We start from the raw sequence: 16610 nt of genomic DNA, 5'->3' as shown, positions 1-16610 counted from the left end.
ACCGCCATACGCCGTTCACGAACGGCCCGCCACCGCGCCGGGTCGCACCGTGGGCCACCCGGCGTGATGTGACCCGTGCGACAGCGGGCCCGCCGGTGGCCGTCGTCGTCCGGCGGGACGGCCGCGCGCCGGTAGGCTGGCACGGTTTTCGTACGTACCCCGAGAGACGGATCGGAGACCGTGACCACAACCGCCTCCCACCACCTCTCACCCGCATTCCCCGGCCGCGCTCCGTGGGGCACGGCCGGAAAGCTGCGCGCCTGGCAGCAGGGGGCGCTCGACGCGTACATCCAGCAGCAGCCGAAGGACTTCCTCGCGGTGGCCACCCCGGGCGCCGGAAAGACCACCTTCGCCCTCACCCTCGCCTCGTACCTGCTGCACAACCACATCGTCCAGCAGGTCACCGTGGTCGCCCCCACCGAGCACCTGAAGAAGCAGTGGGCCGAGGCCGGCGCCCGGGTCGGGATCAAGCTGGACCCCGACTACAGCGCCGGACCGCTCTCCCGGGAATACCACGGCGTCGCCGTCACCTACGCCGGTGTCGGGGTGCGCCCGATGCTCCACCGCAACCGCTGCGAGCAGCGCAAGACCCTGGTGATCCTGGACGAGATCCACCACGCCGGCGACAGCAAGTCGTGGGGCGAGGCGTGCTTCGAGGCGTTCGAACCGGCCGCCCGCCGGCTGGCGCTCACCGGCACCCCGTTCCGTTCCGACACCAACCCGATCCCGTTCGTCAGCTACGCCGAGGGCTCCGACGGCATCCGCCGGTCGGTCGCCGACTACACCTACGGCTACGGCAACGCCCTCGCCGACGGCGTCGTGCGGCCGGTGATCTTCCTCTCCTACAGCGGCAACATGCGCTGGCGGACCAAGGCCGGGGACGAGATCGCGGCCCGGCTCGGCGAGCCGATGACCAAGGACGCCGTCGCCCAGGCGTGGCGCACCGCGCTCGCCCCCACGGGCGACTGGATCCCCAACGTGCTGCGCGCCGCCGACCGGCGGCTGACCGAGGTGCGCAAGGCGATCCCGGACGCCGGCGGCCTGGTGATCGCCTCCGACCAGGACACCGCCCGCGCCTACGCCAAGCTGCTCCGCGAGATCACCGGCACCGGCGCCACCGTGGTCCTCTCCGACGACGCCGGCGCCTCCAAGCGCATCGACGAGTTCAGCGCCTCCGACGACCGCTGGATGGTCGCGGTGCGCATGGTCTCCGAGGGCGTGGACGTGCCCCGGCTCGCGGTCGGGGTCTACGCCACCACCATCTCCACCCCGCTCTTCTTCGCCCAGGCCGTCGGCCGCTTCGTGCGCTCCCGGCGGCGCGGCGAGACCGCGTCGGTCTTCCTGCCGACCATCCCGACGCTGCTGGGGTTCGCCGGCGAGATGGAGGTCGAGCGCGACCACGTCCTGGACCGGCCGAAGAAGGACGGCGGCGAGGAGGACCCGTACGCCGAGGAGGAGAAGCTGCTCGCCGAGGCCGAGAAGGGCAAGGACGAGGTCACCGAGGACCAACTCCCCTTCGAGGCGCTGGAGTCGGACGCGGTCTTCGACCGGGTGCTCTACGAGGGCGCCGAGTTCGGCATGCAGGCCCACCCCGGCAGCGAGGAGGAGGAGGACTACCTGGGCATCCCCGGTCTCCTCGAACCCGACCAGGTGCAGCTGCTGCTCCAGAAGCGGCAGGCCCGGCAGATCGCGCACAGCCGCCGCAAGCCCGACGCCGAGGCCGACCTGGTCGAACTCCCCGCCGAACGGCGCCCGGTCGTCAGCCACAAGGAACTGCTGGAACTGCGCAAGCGCCTCAACACCATGGTGGCCGCCTACAACCACCAGAGCGGCAAGCCGCACGGGGTGATCCACAACGAACTGCGCCGGGTCTGCGGCGGCCCGCCCAGTGCGGAGGCCACCGCCGGACAGATCCAGGAGCGGATCAAGAAGGTGCAGGAGTGGGCGACCCGGATGCGCTGACGGCGCCGGGGCGGCCGGTGGGGACGGGGCGCCGGTGACGGTCGCCGGTGACGGCCGGCGGTGACCGGTGACCGGTAACCGCCGCCGGCCGCCGCCGGGCCGGGTCCGGAATTCATGCCGAGGTCAAGATTCCGCTTTGCGCAATGCGAGTAAACAGGCCGTAACACCCCGCTCGGTCGTTGATTGGTAAAGCTCTGTGCCCGGATTGTGGACGAACCCTTCCGCTCAGCGGTACGCCTCGCTACTGTCCCGGACACGCACGCACCGTGGCAGCGCCGCCGCGGAGCGCAGCCGGGTACCACGCGACCGGCGGCCTTCGCGAGCGCTGCCGACGGCACGGCGGCGGTCACCGGGAGCAGCCGCCACTCACCGTCGAGGAGGGGGCGTCGTGACCGCGGAGACCTCACAGACGCTCGACCGGGGACTGAAGGTCCTCAAGCTGCTGGCCGACACCGATCACGGGCTCACCGTCACCGAACTGGCCACCCGGCTCGGGGTGAACCGCACCGTGGTCTACCGGCTGCTGGCCACCTTGGAGCAGCACGCGCTGGTCCGCCGCGACCTCGGTGGACGCGCCCGGGTCGGCCTCGGCGTGCTGCGCCTGGCCCACCAGGTGCACCCGCTGCTGCGCGAGGCCGCGCTGCCCGCGCTGCGCTCGCTCGCCGAGGACATCGGCGCCACCGCCCACCTGACCCTGGTGGACGGCAACGAGGCCCTCGCCGTCGCCGTCGTCGAACCCTCCTGGACCGACTACCACGTCGCCTACCGCACCGGGTTCCGCCACGCCCTCGACCGCGGCGCGGCCGGCAAGGCGATCCTGGAGGGGCGCCGCCGCGCCGCCCGCCGCCGCGCCACCGTCCCCGCCCCCGGCGGCCCCGACCGATGTCACCCGGGCGAGCCGGCCCCGGAGACCCCCGGCTACGTCCTCACCCACGGCGAGCTGGAGGCCGGCGCCTCCGGTGCCGCCGCCCCGCTGGTCGGCGTCTCCGGCATCGAGGGCAGCGTCGGCGTCGTGATGCTCTCCGACGTCATCCCCGACCGGGTCGGCCCCCGCGTGGTGGCCGCCGCCCAGGAAGTGGCCCAGGCCCTGCGCTGATCCCGGCCCCGCCGCCCGCCCTCCGCGCGGCGCGCCCCGGGGACGGGAGCCGGGGCGGGAGCGGCTTTAATGCCCTACGTGTCTTCTCGCGCCAGGATCCTCGCCGCCTGTTCCGCCCTCGTCGTCGCGCTGCTCGCGGTGGCCGCGTCCGCTCCGCTGCCGATGACGATCGCGCAGCCGGGAGACACCGCCGACGTGCTCGGCAGATACCAGAGCACCCAGGTGATCACCGTCTCCGGGGCCGCCACCCGCGGGACCGCCGGGCAGCTGCGGATGGTCACCATCAAGGCCACCGGGCCCGACGCGTCGGTGCACCTGCTCGACGTGGTCGAGGGGTGGTTCCGCACCGACCGGGCGGTGATGCCCACGGACGCCGTCTACCCCGGCAACGGCTCGCCCCAGCAGATCGCCCGGCAGAACGCCGACGAGATGAAGCAGTCCCAGGACGCGGCGACCACCGCCGCCCTCAGGTACCTCCGGCTGTCACCCGCCCGGGTGAACGTCAAGCTCCGGCTGGCCGACGTCGGCGGCCCGAGCGCCGGGCTGATGTTCACCCTCGGCATCATCGACAAGATCCGTGGCGACGGCCACGGCGGCGACCTCACCGGCGGCCGGGTGATCGCCGGCACCGGCACCATCGACGCGAGCGGCGCGGTGGGCGCCGTCGGCGGCGTTGCGCTGAAGGAACAGGCCGCCAAGCGCGACGGCGCCACCGTCTTCCTCGCCCCCCGCGACGAGTGCACCGACGCCAAGGCCAGCCTGCCCGCCGGGCTCACCCTGGTACCCGTCGCCGACCTCGGCGGGGCGCTCGACGCCCTCGACGCGCTGTCCACCGGACGCCCGCTGCCGTCCTGCTGACCGCGGTCAGCGCCCGGTGTCCCGGGCCGCCTGCTCCACCAGCGGGATGATCCGCAGCGGCACCGGGTTCTCCATCACGATCGCCGTGGCGGCGCGCACGATGCCCTCGAAGCCGACCACCCGGTCGATCACCCGTTGCAGATCGGCGTTGGAGCGGGCCACCAGCCGGCACAGCATGTCGCCCTGCCCGGTGGTGGTGTGCAGCTCCAGCACCTCCGGCACCCCGGCCAGATGGGCCCGCACGTCCGGGCCCTGGCCCTGCTTGATCTCCAAGGTGGCGAAGGCGGTCACCGGATAGCCCAGCGCCGCCGGGTCCACCTGCGGCCCGAACCCGCGGATCACCCCGCCGGCCTGGAGCCGGTCCAGCCGGGCCTGCACCGTGCCGCGGGCCACCCCGAGCCGCCGGGACGCCTCCAGCACCCCAATCCGCGGCTCCTCGGCCAGCAGCGTGATCAGCCGCCCGTCCAGCGCGTCGATGCCCATGGAAAATGCCACCTCCGCCCCTCTTCATAGTCATCATGTACAGAATGCCGAGCACAAATCGGATATCGCTAGGCAGTATGTCCAGCCAAATCGCAAACTATTGCGCACCTTGAGCCGTGGCGGGACGCTTCTGACATGACTGAGACCCAGGACACGTTCCCCGTCAAAGGCATGGACGCCGTCGTCTTCGCGGTGGGCAACGCCAAGCAGGCCGCGCACTACTACTCGACCGCCTTCGGCATGCGGCTCGTCGCGTACTCCGGACCGGAGAACGGCAGCCGGGAGACCGCCAGTTACGTCCTGGAGTCGGGCGGCGCCCGCTTCGTGTTCACCTCGGTGATCAAGCCGGCCACCGACCACGGCCGGTTCCTCGCCGAGCACGTGGCCGCGCACGGCGACGGCGTCGTCGACCTGGCGATCGAGGTCCCCGACGCCCGCGCCGCCTACGCCCACGCCGTCGAGCACGGCGCCACCGGCCTGGAGGAGCCCTACGAGCTCAAGGACGAGCACGGCACCGTGGTGCTCGCCGCCATCGCCACCTACGGCCAGACCCGGCACACCCTGGTCGACCGCAGCGGCTACGACGGCCCGTACCTGCCCGGATACGACGCCCGCGAGCCGCTGGTGGCGCCCGTCCCGCGCCGCTTCCAGGCCATCGACCACTGCGTGGGCAACGTCGAGCTCGGGAAGATGGACGAGTGGGTGACCTTCTACAACAAGGTCATGGGCTTCACCAACATGAAGGAGTTCGTCGGCGACGACATCGCCACCGAGTACTCCGCGCTGATGTCCAAGGTGGTCGCCGACGGCACCCGCAAGGTGAAGTTCCCGCTCAACGAGCCGGCCATCGCCAAGAAGAAGTCACAGATCGACGAGTACCTGGAGTTCTACGGCGGCCCCGGCGTCCAGCACATCGCGCTGGCCACCAACGACATCGTGGCCACCGTGCGCGCCATGCGCGAGGCGGGCGTGGAGTTCCTCGACACCCCGGACTCCTACTACGACACGCTGGGGGAGTGGGTCGGCGAGACCCGGGTGCCCGTCGACACGCTGCGCGAGCTGAAGATCCTCGCCGACCGCGACGAGGACGGCTACCTGCTCCAGATCTTCACCAAGCCGGTCCAGGACCGCCCGACCGTCTTCTTCGAGATGATCGAGCGCCACGGCTCGATGGGCTTCGGCAAGGGCAACTTCAAGGCGCTCTTCGAGGCGATCGAGCGCGAGCAGGAGCGCCGCGGCAACCTGTGACCGGCCCGCCGCACCGGGCGCCGCACGGCTCCTTCCCCGTGCCGCCGCCCGGTGCCAGGCTGGGGACCATGACGGATCTCGTGGAACGGCTGCGTTCCGGCCTGCCCGACGAGGCGGTGGTGACCGACCCGGACGTCACCGCCTCGTACGCCAACGACATGGCGAGCTTCTGCGCGAGCGGAACCCCCGCGGTCGTGGTGCTGCCCCGCACCGTCGAACAGGTGCGGCACGTCATGCGCACCGCCACCGAGCTGCGGGTACCGGTGGTGCCGCAGGGCGCCCGCACCGGGCTGTCCGGCGCCGCCAACGCCGGGGACGGCTGGATCGTGCTCTCCCTGGTCAAGATGGACCGCGTCCTCGCCATCGACCCGGTGGACCGCACCGCCGTCGTCGAACCCGGCGTGGTCAACGCCGTCCTCTCCCGGGCCGTCGCCGAACACGGGCTGTACTACCCGCCCGACCCCTCCAGCTGGGAGCAGTGCACCATCGGCGGCAACATCGGCACCGGCTCCGGCGGCCTGTGCTGCGTCAAGTACGGGGTCACCGCCGAGTACGTGCTCGGCCTGGACGTCGTCCTGGCCGACGGACGGCTGCTGCGCACCGGCCGCCGCACCGCCAAGGGGGTGGCCGGCTACGACCTGACCCGGCTGATCGTCGGCTCCGAGGGCAGCCTGGGCGTGGTGGTCCGGGCGGTGCTCGCCCTCAAGCCGGCGCCCGCCGGCCAGCTCGCCGTGGCCGCCGAGTTCCCCTCGGTACGGGCCGCCTGCGACGCGGTCTGCGCGATCATGGCCCGCGGCCACGCCCCCTCGCTGCTGGAGCTGATGGACCGCACCACCATCCGGGCCGTCAACGACCTGGCCCGCATGGGGCTGCCGGAGACCACCGAGGCGCTGCTGCTCGCCGCCTACGACACCCCCGACCCCGCCGCCGACCTGGCCGCCCTCGGTGAGCTGTGCACCGCCGCCGGGGCCACCGCCGTGGTGCCCGCCGAGGACGCCGCCGAGTCCGAGATGCTGCTCCAGGCCCGCCGGCTGGCGCTCACCGCGCTGGAACGGATCACCGGCACCACGATGATCGACGACGTCGCCGTGCCCCGCTCCCGGCTGGCCGACATGCTCGACGGGGTGGCCGCCATCGCCGACCGTCACGCCCTCGTCATCGGCGTCTGCGCGCACGCCGGGGACGGCAACACCCACCCCATCGTCTGCTTCGACCCCGGCGACCCCGAAGCGGTCCGCCACGCCCGCGAGTCCTTCGACGAGATCATGGCGCTGGGGCTGGAACTCGGCGGCACGATCACCGGCGAACACGGCGTCGGCGTCCTGAAGAAGGAGTGGCTCGCCCGTGAACTCGGGCCCGTAGGGCTGGAGTTGCAGCGCGGCATCAAGGCGGTCTTCGACCCTCTCGGCATCCTCAACCCGGGCAAGGTGCTCTGACCCGCCGGGGTACGGGGAGCGGACGTGCGACGCGCGTGCGCCCCCGTACCGGCGTCCGGCACTACGCGCCCTCGGGGGCGTCGTCGCCCGGGCGGGCCTCCCGCAGCCAGGACTCCTCCCGGTCGCGGCCGGTCGGCGCCAGCAGCTCGCCCAGCTCCTGGTCGAGGCCGAGCTGCTCGTGCTCGCTGCCCGGCGGCACCAGGCGCAGCGTGCGCTCCAGCCACGCCGCCACCGGCGACGAGGCCGCCTCCAGCAGCGCGTCGCCGTCCGGCGAGCTGAGCGCCAGGCAGATCACCGGGCGCCCCTCCGACTTGGCCGGCCAGATCCGCACGTCCCCGTGCCCGCACGGCCGGAACACCCCGTCGATCAGCAGCTCCCGGGCAAACGTCCAGGTGACCGGGGCGTCCGAGGTGACGTGGAAGGTGAAGTGCACGGCAAACGGATCGTCGGCCCGGTACTCCAGCCGGGCCGGCACCGGGACGCTGCGCTCCGGCGACAGCACCAGGCTCAGTTCGAGTTCGCGTTCCACCACGGTGTGCATGAAGACGACGTCCTTTCCTCGGCGGCCCCTGGCGGAAGTCGCAGCGGGCGCTGCGGGGGCCGCACCGGGAGAGAGCGCATATCCCCCACACCATTACGCGACTTCGGCGCGGCGCGGTGGATTTTGCCGAACGTGGCCCGGCACGGCGCCGCACCGGCTAAAGGGGCCGCCGCGGTCGCGCCGCGCCCGGCGGCCTTCTCCCAGGCCGGCCCACCGGCGCACGCCCCTGCGCCCCCACGGTGTCCACATGAACCCCCCTGTGTACGCTCCCGCGCCGCGCCCGCACGGCATTGACTGGAGGTGCCGGGCTCAGCGGAGTACGGCGAACAGGAGGGGACTGATGAACACCTGCAAGAGTGGGCCGGGCTTCGAGAGCTTCGCCGTGCTCACCCGGTCGGGTCCGGAACCGTCCGAGCCCGCGGAGCGGTTCCGGGCGCTGACACTCTTCGCGGAGACGCCCGGCACGGTGCGGGCGGCCCGGGAGATGACCCGTGCCGCCCTGGAGGACTGGGGCCTGCCGCATCTGGCCGAGGACGCCCGGCTGGTCGTCTCCGAACTGGTCGGCAACGTCATCCACCACGCGGTGCCCGACGACTTCCGCACCCGGCCCGGCGCCGCCCGCCGCATCGACCTGGCGCTGCGCTGCTGGCCGCGCCGGCTCTTCATCGAGGTGACCGACGAGGACTCCAGCCCCCCGGTGCTCCCGGTCGGCGAGGGGTTCTCCGCCGAGCTGCCGGAGAACACGGCCGAGGCGTTACTCCCCGACTCCGGACGCGGGTTGATGATCGTCCAGCGGCTCACCGACGCCCTGTGGTGGGTGCCGGGGCTGGCCGGCGGCAAGACCGTGATCTGCCGCTTCGACCTCGACCGCGACGGAGTGCTGAGCTGACCCGCCCTCCGGTACGCCGAACGGCGCACGGCCGCCCGCCCGTTCACGGCGCCATCCGGACGAGTGACCTTCGGCGGCGTGGGCGTACCGGTGGAACGTGCCCCGTACACTTCCCGGTGGCTCCGCCGACGTGGCCGTCCGCCGGCCCCGCGCCGTCGGCCCGGCGGGCGGAGGGCGCTCCGGTGCGCCGCGTGTTTCGTTAGTGTCTTCCCCCGACAGGTGGAGGCGGGCCCGGCCGCAGACGGCGGGCCCGGCGGCGACAGCCGGCTTGACGGTGTGTCGGTTCTGATGGGAGTTGGGGGCATTGGTGACCTCCGCTGGCGCTGGCAGCAACGGACCCCGGGCCGGGTACTACCCCGATCCGTCCATCCCGGGCTACGTCCGCTACTGGGACGGCACGGCCTGGGTGCCCGGCACCAGCCGGCCCGAGCCGAAGCCCGGCGAGGTGCTGGCGCCGCCGCCCGGCGCCCTCGACCCCTCCGCCGTCCAGGCGGCCCCGCCGGCCGCGCCGCGCCCCAGGACGGTGGACCAGTCCGGGGTGATGTTCCTCGACGAGGATCCGCAGGCCCCGGTGGCCGAGGTGCCCAAGGACGAGCCGGCCCCGCCCGCCCCGGCGGCCCCGTCCGCGTGGGGCACCGGCCCCGCCCGGCCGCCCGCCGCCGGCCAGGGCCGCGTCACCTGGGGGCGCGCCGAGGAGCCCCAGGCCCCGCCCGCCCCGGCCCCCTCCGCCCCGGTGTCCGGCCCCGCGTACGGCTACCCGCAGGCCCCCTCCGGCGGCTACGGCTACCCGCGGCACGCGCCGCCGGTGGAGACCCCGGCCACCCCGGCCGCCGGCCCCGAGCAGGTGCCCTGGCAGCGGCAGATCGAACAGCTCGCCCGGGCCGGCTCCGACCCCTCCTCCGGCACCAAGGCCGCCCCCCTCCCCGGTGCCGACCCGGCGGCCGGGACCGCGCTGCCCTGGCGCCCCCCGGTGTCCAACCCCTTCCTCGACACCCAGGACCCCGCCCGCCCGGCCGGCACCGCCCGCCGGCTCGCCGCCCGGGTCATCGACACCCTGATCGTCGGCGCGGTGGTCGGCGCCGGGGCGTTCCCCCTGGTCCTCGCCGCCCTGCGGCACATCCACGACAAGATCGAGGCCGCCCGGCGGACCGGCGAGACCGTGCAGGTCTGGCTGATCGACGGCACCACCGGCGCGATCCTCGCCGCCGTCCTCGGCGCGCTGCTCGTCGCCGGGGTGCTCTACGAGGCGCTGCCCACCGTCAAATGGGGGCGCACGCTGGGCAAGAAGCTGGTCAACGTGCGGGTGCTCGACATCGAGTCGCAGCTGACCCCCGGCTTCGGCCAGGCGCTGCGCCGGGTGCTCGTGCGCCAGCTGCTCGGCTTCGTGGTCGTCGGTGTGGTGGACGTCGCCTGGTGCCTGTTCGACCGGCCGTGGCGGCAGTGCTGGCACGACAAGGCCGCCCGCACCTTCGTCGCCGGCGGCTGAGCGCGCCGGGGGTCCCCCGAACGGATGCGGCCGCGGGCGCGGCGCCCCGGGCCGGGTTTGACTCGGTACATGAGCACCGACCCCCCGACGCCCGGGCCGGGCGAGCCGCCGGAGGAGCCCTCCCGGAAGTACCCCGACGCCGCCGGCGCACCGGAGGGCGGCGGCACCGAGGGCGGCCCGTACGGCGGCCCCCACGGCATGCCGCCGCCCGCGCCGCCGTACGGGACGCCCTACGGCACCGGCACCGATCCGCTGCTGGGCATGCCGCCGCTGGCCGCCCGGTGGAGACGGCTGGTGGCCCGGATCGCCGACGCGCTGATCGTGGGCATCCCGATCGGCATCATCCTGGGCTTCGCCTGGGGCGGTTACGACTACAACGACACCAACCGCAGCTTCTGGCAGGAGCTGATCTACGCCCTGGTCTACTTCGGCTACGACGGCTACATGCTCACCACCCGCGGCCAGACCCTCGGCAAGCGGTGGATGCGGATCCGGGTGGCGATGCTCGACAGCGGCACCAACCCGGCCGGCCGGCCCGGCTGGGTGCGGGCGGCCGTCTACGCGCTGCCGCCCGTCGTGCCCTGCTGCGGCTCGGTGTTCTGGCTGGTCAACGTGGCGTGGTGTCTGTGGGACCAGCCCTACCACCACGCGCTGCACGACAAGGCGGCCCGCACCGTCGTCGTCTCGGTGCCGTGACCGCGCCGGGTCAGCGCCCCCGGTCGGTCCGGGCGCCGACGGTCTGCGGCACCCGGGCGGTCTCCCGGCGCTCGGCGACCCCGGCCGCGGAACCGGAACGGGCCCGGCCCGGCCACGGCATCGCCAGGGTCAGCGCCACCAGCACCCCGAGCGCCAGGCCGGCCACCGAGATGGCGACCACCCCGGCGGGCGAACTCACCTCGGACAGCAGCAGCATGACGAGGGTGGAGCAGACCACGGTGGCCGAACCGTAGCCGAGCTGTGCGGGGGTCGGACGCGGCATGGCGGAATCCGTCCTCGATGGGGGTCCCCCCGCAGGGGTACGGGAGGAGACGTCGGGCAGGTCGCGGTACCGGGGCGTCGTGCGGGCGTGCCGCCCATCGACTCTACGGTTCCGGATGCCCGCGGGGAACTCCCGGTAAGCGTGACCTAACCCACGGTGTGAAGCACAGGGGGCGCACGGATTCATGACGGTACGGACGCCGCAGCGGTACGCCCTTTCGTCGGAAAACCGGTTTTCCCGGTAAGCGCACGGCGGGCAGACTCATGGTGCGGGGCGAAGGCAGGGAGAGACCGTGGCCGGTGGATTCGTGAAACTGCCCAGCGGCAGCGTGGTGGTCGCCCTGACGCTGCCGCGCCCGGACGCCGCCGACGGCTCGACGGTACGCGTCCTGGTGCACGCCGCCAACCGCCAGCGCGCCCTGACCCGGGTACGGAACCTGGGCTTCCGCACCGTCCGCCTCAGCGGCAACGCCGAGCCGCCCAGCCCGGACGAGATCAGCGTCGTCCTCCACCACCCCGACGGCCTGGTGTGGCGCTCCTGCCGCACCGACGACAGCGAGCCCTGGCACCCCCCGCGCACCCTGCGCCGCTACTGACCCGGTACCGGGCTCACCCCACCACCGGCTTGCCGGACAGCTCCACCCCGGCCGCGCGCATCTCCTCGATCGCCCGTTCCGTGGTCCGCGCCGCGACCCCGGCGGTCAGGTCGAGGAGCACATGGGTGGCGAACCCCAGCCGCACCGCCTCCAGCGCGGTGACCCGTACGCAGTGGTCGGTGGCGATCCCGACGACGTCCACCTCGCGCACGTCACGGGCGCGCAGCCAGTCGGCCAGCGCGGTGCCGTTCTCGTCCACCCCCTCGAAGCCGCTGTACGCGGCCGAGTAGGCGCCCTTGTCGAAGACGCCCTCGATCGCCCCGCAGGCCACCGCGGGGGCGAAGTTGGGGTGGAAGCCGATCCCCTCGGTGCCCGCCACGCAGTGCGCGGGCCACGTCCTGACGTAGTCGGGGTGGTCGGAGAAGTGGTCGCCCGGCGCTATGTGGCGGTCACGGGTGGCCACGATGTGGCGGTAGCCGGGGGTGGCCTGGGCCACCAGATCGGTGATGGCGGCGGCCACGTCGGCTCCGCCGGCCACCGGCAGGCTGCCGCCTTCGCAGAAGTCGTTCTGCACGTCGACGACGATCAGGGCCCGGTGCATGGTGCACGTCCTATCAGACTTCAGGCTGTCAGGCTTCGGGGAGAGGGAGACGAAGGGTACGTACCCAGGGCGCCGCGGCGGTCACACAACGACGGGTCTAGACGAACTCGGTGGGGATCACCGGCTCGCCGCGGGAGAGCTGGGTGGCCGACAGCGGCAGCCCGGCGCGGGCCGCGATGTGCCGGCGGCGGGCCGCGTCCAGGGGTTCGCGGGCCACCACCTCGCCGCGTTCGATCAGCGGGACCAGCAGTTGCCGGCCGGCCAGTTCCTCGGGCACCGGTCCGGTGCCCACCACCTCGGCCTCGGCCACCCCGTCCGCGTCCAGCCGGCGGGCCGCCCACTTGCGTCCGCCGGTGCTCGCCTTGGCGCCCAGCGACTTCTTGGCCACCGGCACCAGCGGCGCGTCCGGCCGGCCGTCGGTGCCGTCGGCGGCCCGGGCGACCAGCTTGTACACCATCGAGCAGGTCGGGTGGCCGCTGCCGGTCACCAGCGAGGTGCCCACCCCGTAGGCGTCCACCGGGGCGGCGGCCAGCGAGGCGATGGCGTACTCGTCCAGGTCGGAGGTGACCACGATCTTGGTGTCGGTGGCGCCCAGGTCGTCCAGTTGCTGGCGGACCCGGTGGGCCAGCAGCAGCAGGTCGCCGGAGTCGATGCGGACCGCGCCCAGCCCGGGGCCGGCCACCTCGACCGCGGTGCGCACCGCCTCGGTCAGGTCGTAGGTGTCCACCAGCAGCGTGGTGCCCGGGCCCAGCGACTCCACCTGGGCGGTGAACGCGTCCCGTTCGGTGTCGTGCAGCAGGGTGAAGGCGTGCGCGCTCGTGCCCACGGTGGGGATGTGGTAGCGGAACCCGGCCGCCAGGTCGGAGGTGGTGGTGAAGCCGCCGACGTACGCGGCCCGGGCGGCGGCGACCGCGCCCAGCTCGTGGGTGCGCCGGGCGCCCATCTCGATCAGCGGCCGGCCGCCCGCCGCCACCGCCATCCGGGAGGCCGCCGCGGCCACCGCCGAGTCGTGGTTGAGGATCGACAGGATCACCGTCTCCAGCAGCACGCCCTCGGCGAAGGTCCCCTCGACGCGCAGCAGCGGCGAGCCGGGGAAGTAGACCTCGCCCTCCGGGTAGCCGTGCACGTCGCCGCGGAACCGGTAGCCGGCCAGCCAGTCGAGGGTGTCGCGGTCCACCACGTTCTCCCGGGAGAGGAAGGAGAGCACGTCGTCGTCGAACCGGAAGTTCTCGATGGCGTCCAGCACCCGGCCGGTGCCCGCCACCACCCCGTAGCGGCGCCCCTCCGGCAGCCGCCGGGTGAAGACCTCGAAGACCGAGCGGCGGTGGGCGGCACCGCTGCGCAACGCGGCCTGAAGCATCGTCAGCTCGTAGCGGTCGGTGAACAGCGCGGTGGACGGTACGGCGACCGGCAGCCCCAGGGCGGAGCCGGCCAGACGGTCGGCGCCCGGCGCGGCGGTTGCGGCCCTGTCCATTGCTGGAGTGTCCATGACCGGATCCTACCCCCAATAGTCGTCAGACTGACGATTTCAGGGTAGGCCCCGGCCGGACCGCCCCGCAGTGATCATTTGCACCCCGTCCTCGATCGCTTCGGCGCCCGCCGAGTGGCAGCATGGACATGTGAGCGTCGCCCCCATGGAGATCGAGCGCACGGAGTCCAGCGAGGCCCCCGCCGAGGTGCCCTCGCCCGACGTGCCCTGGGTCACGGTCGTCCACAACGACCCGGTCAATCTGATGAGCTACGTCACCTATGTCTTCCAGGCGTACTTCGGGTACCCCAAGGACAAGGCGAAGAAGCTGATGATGGACGTGCACACCAAGGGGCGTGCCGCGGTCTCCAGCGGTACCCGCGAGGAGATGGAGCGCGACGTCCAGGCCATGCACGGCTACGGTCTGTGGGCCACCCTCAGCCAGGACCGCTGACCGAAACCGCTGTTGACCGCCGACCCGACGCACCTGGGAGACGTACGGGCCTCATGGCCGGATACTTCGAAGCCGCCCCCGACGGCGGGGCCGCGATCGCCCTCGACGAGGTCGAGATCTCCATCCTCCGCAGCCTCGCCGTGCAGTTGCTGGAGCTGATCGGCCCCGGGCCGGGCGGCGCGGACGAGGACGCGGAGGCCGATCCGCTCGCCGCGCTCTTCGCCGAGGGGCCGACCCGCCCGCCTGCCGACCCGGCGCTCGCCCGCCTCTTCCCCAGCGCCTACGTCGACCCCGCCAAGGAGCCGGACGAGGAGTCCGAGGCGGCCTCGGCGGAGTTCCGCCGCTACACCGAGAACGACCTGCGGGCCCGCAAGCGGGAGGACGCGCTCGCCGTGGTCCGCGCCCTGGACGCGCTCGCCCCGGACGCCGGCGGCGGCGCGGTGCTCCGGCTCGCCCCCGCGGCAGCCCGGCAGTGGCTCGGCGCCCTCAACGACCTGCGGCTGACCATCGGGGTGCGGCTGGAGGTCAGCGAGGACCAGGACAGCGCGCTGTACCGGCTGCCCGACAGCGACCCGCGCAAGCCGCTGGTGATGGCCTACCTGTGGCTCGGCGGCCTCCAGGAGACGCTGATCGAGGCGCTGATGCCCTGACCGTGCCCGGGCTCCGCCCATGGCACCCAGGCTGACCTGCGACGTTCCCCCGTACCCGGGTCGGGTGCGGGAGGCTGCCGCCTGCTCGGGCGCGTTCGCTCAGCGGACGCTCAAATCCGCATAACGATCCCATCACGCTGTCTGCGCCCTATGCCCCATTTGCGGGTTGTTCATCCGCTTATAGGAGTGAGCTGTGTCACGATGATCTGACCGCCCGGCCGGCCGGTCCGTGATAGGAACACACGACCGCTTGCCGGGCGCCACCCTTGCCCAGGCGGCGCGCTGTGCCGGCCGATCGTCGGCGTGCAACTCCATCCGGGGGAATCAGGACCCGGTCCGGTCATCACGGCCCGACCGGGCGTGCAGACGTGGAGAAAGGCGCACGACCATGACCTCAGAGCGGGTCGCACCTCAGATCGCCGGCGACGAGGCCGCAGCGGGAACCGGAACCGAAGTGGCCCCCGAAGAGGGCTACCAGCGCGGACTCGGCAACCGCCAGATCCAGATGATCGCCATCGGCGGGGCCATCGGCACCGGGCTCTTCCTCGGCGCCGGCAAGGCGATCTCCAAAGCGGGCCCCAGCCTCATCCTCGCCTACGCGGTCGTCGGCGTGATCATTTTCCTGATCATGCGGGCGCTGGGCGAGCTGCTGATGTACCGCCCGGTTTCCGGAAGCTTCTCGGAATACGCCCGGGAATTCCTCGGACCGTTCTTCGGATACATCACCGGCTGGACCTACTGGCTCTTCTGGGTGGTCACCGGGATAACCGAGGTGACCGCCGCCGCCAGCTACGTCCAGTACTGGTGGCCAGGGGTGCCGCAATGGGCGTCGGCGCTGGTCTTCACGATCGTGCTGTACTTCGTCAACCTGATCTCGGTGAAGCTCTTCGGTGAACTGGAATTCTGGTTCTCCATGGTCAAGGTGACCGCCATCATCGGCATGATCCTGATCGGCATCGGGGTCCTCACCCTGGCGCTGGGCCCGGCCGCCCACACCGCCTCGGTCGCCAACCTCTGGTCGCACGGCGGCTTCTTCCCCAAGGGCATCGGCGGCACCCTGATGACGCTCCAGATCGTCATGTTCGCCTTCATGGCCGTCGAACTCGTCGGGGTCACCGCGGGCGAGTCCAGGGACCCGAAGAAGACCCTGCCCAAGGCGATCAACACGGTGCCGTGGCGCATCGGTCTGTTCTACGTCGGCGCGCTGCTGATCATCATGTCCGTGGTGCCGTGGACCGAGTTCTCCGCCGGCCACAGCCCCTTCGTGGTGGCGTTCGGGAAGATAGGCCTGCCGCTCGGCGCCGGCATCGTCAACTTCGTCGTCCTCACCGCCGCGCTGTCGTCCTGCAACTCCGGGATGTACTCCACCGGCCGCATGCTGCGCGACCTGTCCCTCAACGGCCAGGCCCCCAAGGTCTTCAACCGGCTGACCGCCAGCGGCACCCCGCTGCTGGGCACCACCGTCTCGGCCGCCCTGATGCTCGTCGGCGTGTGGATCAACTACCAGTGGCCGTCCCAGGCGTTCACCTACGTCGTCGCCTTCGCCACCATCTCCGGCATGTGGGCGTGGATCATGATCCTGTGCGCCCAGATCCGCTACCGGGCCAAGGTCAACCGCGGTGAGCTGCCCGCCTCCGACTTCCGGATGCCGGGCGCCCCGGTCACCAGCTGGGTGGCGCTCGCCTTCATCGGCGTGGTGATCGTGCTGATGGGCATCGACAAGGACACCCGGGTCTCGCTCTACGCCGCCCCGGTGTGGGCGCTGCTGATGATCGTCTCCTACTACGTGATCAAGGCCCGCAACCCCGAGGTCTTCGCCAAGCAGCCGCAAGGCCGGCGCGAGCAGGCCGTCGAACGCGTCTGA

Annotated in this window: 17 protein-coding genes; 12 read left to right on the top strand and 5 right to left on the bottom strand. The window is 72.7% G+C overall.

Translation table 11 applies throughout. The annotated features are described in order from the left end of the window. Window positions 1–180 precede the first annotated feature (180 nt). The 3 genes from SCATT_RS09155 (at window position 181) to SCATT_RS09145 (ending at window position 3916) form a co-directional block, all read left to right on the top strand. Window positions 181–1962: a DEAD/DEAH box helicase gene (locus SCATT_RS09155; RefSeq protein ID WP_014142716.1), complete on the top strand. Its 1782-nt coding sequence runs from the start codon at window positions 181–183 to the stop codon at window positions 1960–1962. A gap of 388 nt (window positions 1963–2350) precedes the next feature. Beyond that, complete coding sequence (locus SCATT_RS09150; RefSeq protein WP_014142715.1) at window positions 2351–3058, top strand: IclR family transcriptional regulator; 708 nt, start codon at window positions 2351–2353, stop codon at window positions 3056–3058. A gap of 69 nt (window positions 3059–3127) precedes the next feature. Next, a complete protein-coding gene (locus SCATT_RS09145; protein ID WP_014142714.1) occupies window positions 3128–3916 on the top strand; it encodes a hypothetical protein in 789 nt (262 codons plus the stop codon). Window positions 3917–3922: 6 nt separating this feature from the next. Here the strand turns inward: SCATT_RS09145 and SCATT_RS09140 are convergent, their stop codons facing one another. Next, on the bottom strand, window positions 3923–4399 hold the full coding sequence (locus tag SCATT_RS09140; protein WP_014142713.1) for an Lrp/AsnC family transcriptional regulator: 477 nt from the start codon (window positions 4397–4399) through the stop codon (window positions 3923–3925). A 135-nt stretch (window positions 4400–4534) separates the two neighbouring features. Here SCATT_RS09140 and hppD point away from each other — a divergent pair, with 135 nt between their 5' ends. Further along, window positions 4535–5647 carry a 4-hydroxyphenylpyruvate dioxygenase gene (gene hppD, locus SCATT_RS09135; RefSeq protein ID WP_014142712.1) on the top strand — a complete coding sequence of 371 codons (1113 nt, stop codon included), beginning with the start codon at window positions 4535–4537 and terminating at the stop codon, window positions 5645–5647. Between the two features lie 68 nt (window positions 5648–5715). Beyond that, the gene (locus SCATT_RS09130; protein WP_014142711.1) at window positions 5716–7083 is read left to right on the top strand and encodes an FAD-binding oxidoreductase; all 1368 of its coding nucleotides are present in this window, start codon (window positions 5716–5718) and stop codon (window positions 7081–7083) included. A gap of 61 nt (window positions 7084–7144) precedes the next feature. Here the strand turns inward: SCATT_RS09130 and SCATT_RS09125 are convergent, their stop codons facing one another. Then, window positions 7145–7624: an SsgA family sporulation/cell division regulator gene (locus SCATT_RS09125; protein WP_014142710.1), complete on the bottom strand. Its 480-nt coding sequence runs from the start codon at window positions 7622–7624 to the stop codon at window positions 7145–7147. A 340-nt stretch (window positions 7625–7964) separates the two neighbouring features. On the opposite strand from SCATT_RS09125, the gene SCATT_RS09120 reads away from it, so the two are divergent. The 3 genes from SCATT_RS09120 (at window position 7965) to SCATT_RS09110 (ending at window position 10695) form a co-directional block, all read left to right on the top strand. Next, window positions 7965–8513, top strand: coding sequence for an ATP-binding protein (locus tag SCATT_RS09120; RefSeq protein WP_014142709.1), 549 nt, complete (start codon window positions 7965–7967; stop codon window positions 8511–8513). Between the two features lie 307 nt (window positions 8514–8820). After that, window positions 8821–9999, top strand: a complete 1179-nt coding sequence (locus SCATT_RS09115; protein WP_014627737.1) for an RDD family protein — start codon at window positions 8821–8823, stop codon at window positions 9997–9999. Window positions 10000–10068: 69 nt separating this feature from the next. Then, on the top strand, window positions 10069–10695 hold the full coding sequence (locus tag SCATT_RS09110) for an RDD family protein (protein ID WP_014142707.1): 627 nt from the start codon (window positions 10069–10071) through the stop codon (window positions 10693–10695). A gap of 10 nt (window positions 10696–10705) precedes the next feature. Here SCATT_RS09110 and SCATT_RS09105 read toward each other — a convergent pair whose 3' ends face one another. Next, on the bottom strand, window positions 10706–10978 hold the full coding sequence (locus SCATT_RS09105; protein ID WP_014142706.1) for a hypothetical protein: 273 nt from the start codon (window positions 10976–10978) through the stop codon (window positions 10706–10708). A gap of 292 nt (window positions 10979–11270) precedes the next feature. Here SCATT_RS09105 and SCATT_RS09100 point away from each other — a divergent pair, with 292 nt between their 5' ends. Next, entirely contained in the window at window positions 11271–11573 is a 303-nt protein-coding gene (locus tag SCATT_RS09100) for a hypothetical protein (protein WP_014142705.1), read from the top strand. A gap of 13 nt (window positions 11574–11586) precedes the next feature. On the opposite strand, the gene SCATT_RS09095 is transcribed toward SCATT_RS09100, so the two are convergent. Next, window positions 11587–12174, bottom strand: coding sequence for an isochorismatase family protein (locus tag SCATT_RS09095; RefSeq protein ID WP_014142704.1), 588 nt, complete (start codon window positions 12172–12174; stop codon window positions 11587–11589). Between the two features lie 97 nt (window positions 12175–12271). Continuing rightward, window positions 12272–13648 carry a nicotinate phosphoribosyltransferase gene (locus SCATT_RS09090; protein ID WP_014142703.1) on the bottom strand — a complete coding sequence of 459 codons (1377 nt, stop codon included), beginning with the start codon at window positions 13646–13648 and terminating at the stop codon, window positions 12272–12274. Window positions 13649–13793: 145 nt separating this feature from the next. Here SCATT_RS09090 and clpS point away from each other — a divergent pair, with 145 nt between their 5' ends. The 3 genes from clpS to SCATT_RS09075 all read left to right on the top strand — a co-directional run bounded on the left by clpS (window position 13794) and on the right by SCATT_RS09075 (window position 16610). Then, on the top strand, window positions 13794–14096 hold the full coding sequence (clpS, locus tag SCATT_RS09085; protein ID WP_014142702.1) for an ATP-dependent Clp protease adapter ClpS: 303 nt from the start codon (window positions 13794–13796) through the stop codon (window positions 14094–14096). 53 nt (window positions 14097–14149) lie between these two features. Continuing rightward, window positions 14150–14746, top strand: a complete 597-nt coding sequence (locus SCATT_RS09080) for a DUF2017 domain-containing protein (protein WP_014142701.1) — start codon at window positions 14150–14152, stop codon at window positions 14744–14746. A 388-nt stretch (window positions 14747–15134) separates the two neighbouring features. Beyond that, window positions 15135–16610, top strand: coding sequence for an amino acid permease (locus SCATT_RS09075; protein WP_014142700.1), 1476 nt, complete (start codon window positions 15135–15137; stop codon window positions 16608–16610).

The organism is Streptantibioticus cattleyicolor NRRL 8057 = DSM 46488 (genome assembly GCF_000240165.1).
In the GTDB taxonomy this organism is placed as follows: Bacteria; Actinomycetota; Actinomycetes; order Streptomycetales; family Streptomycetaceae; genus Streptantibioticus; species Streptantibioticus cattleyicolor.
Note: the sequence above shows the minus strand (reverse complement) of the source record. Positions and strands in the feature narration are given on the sequence as shown.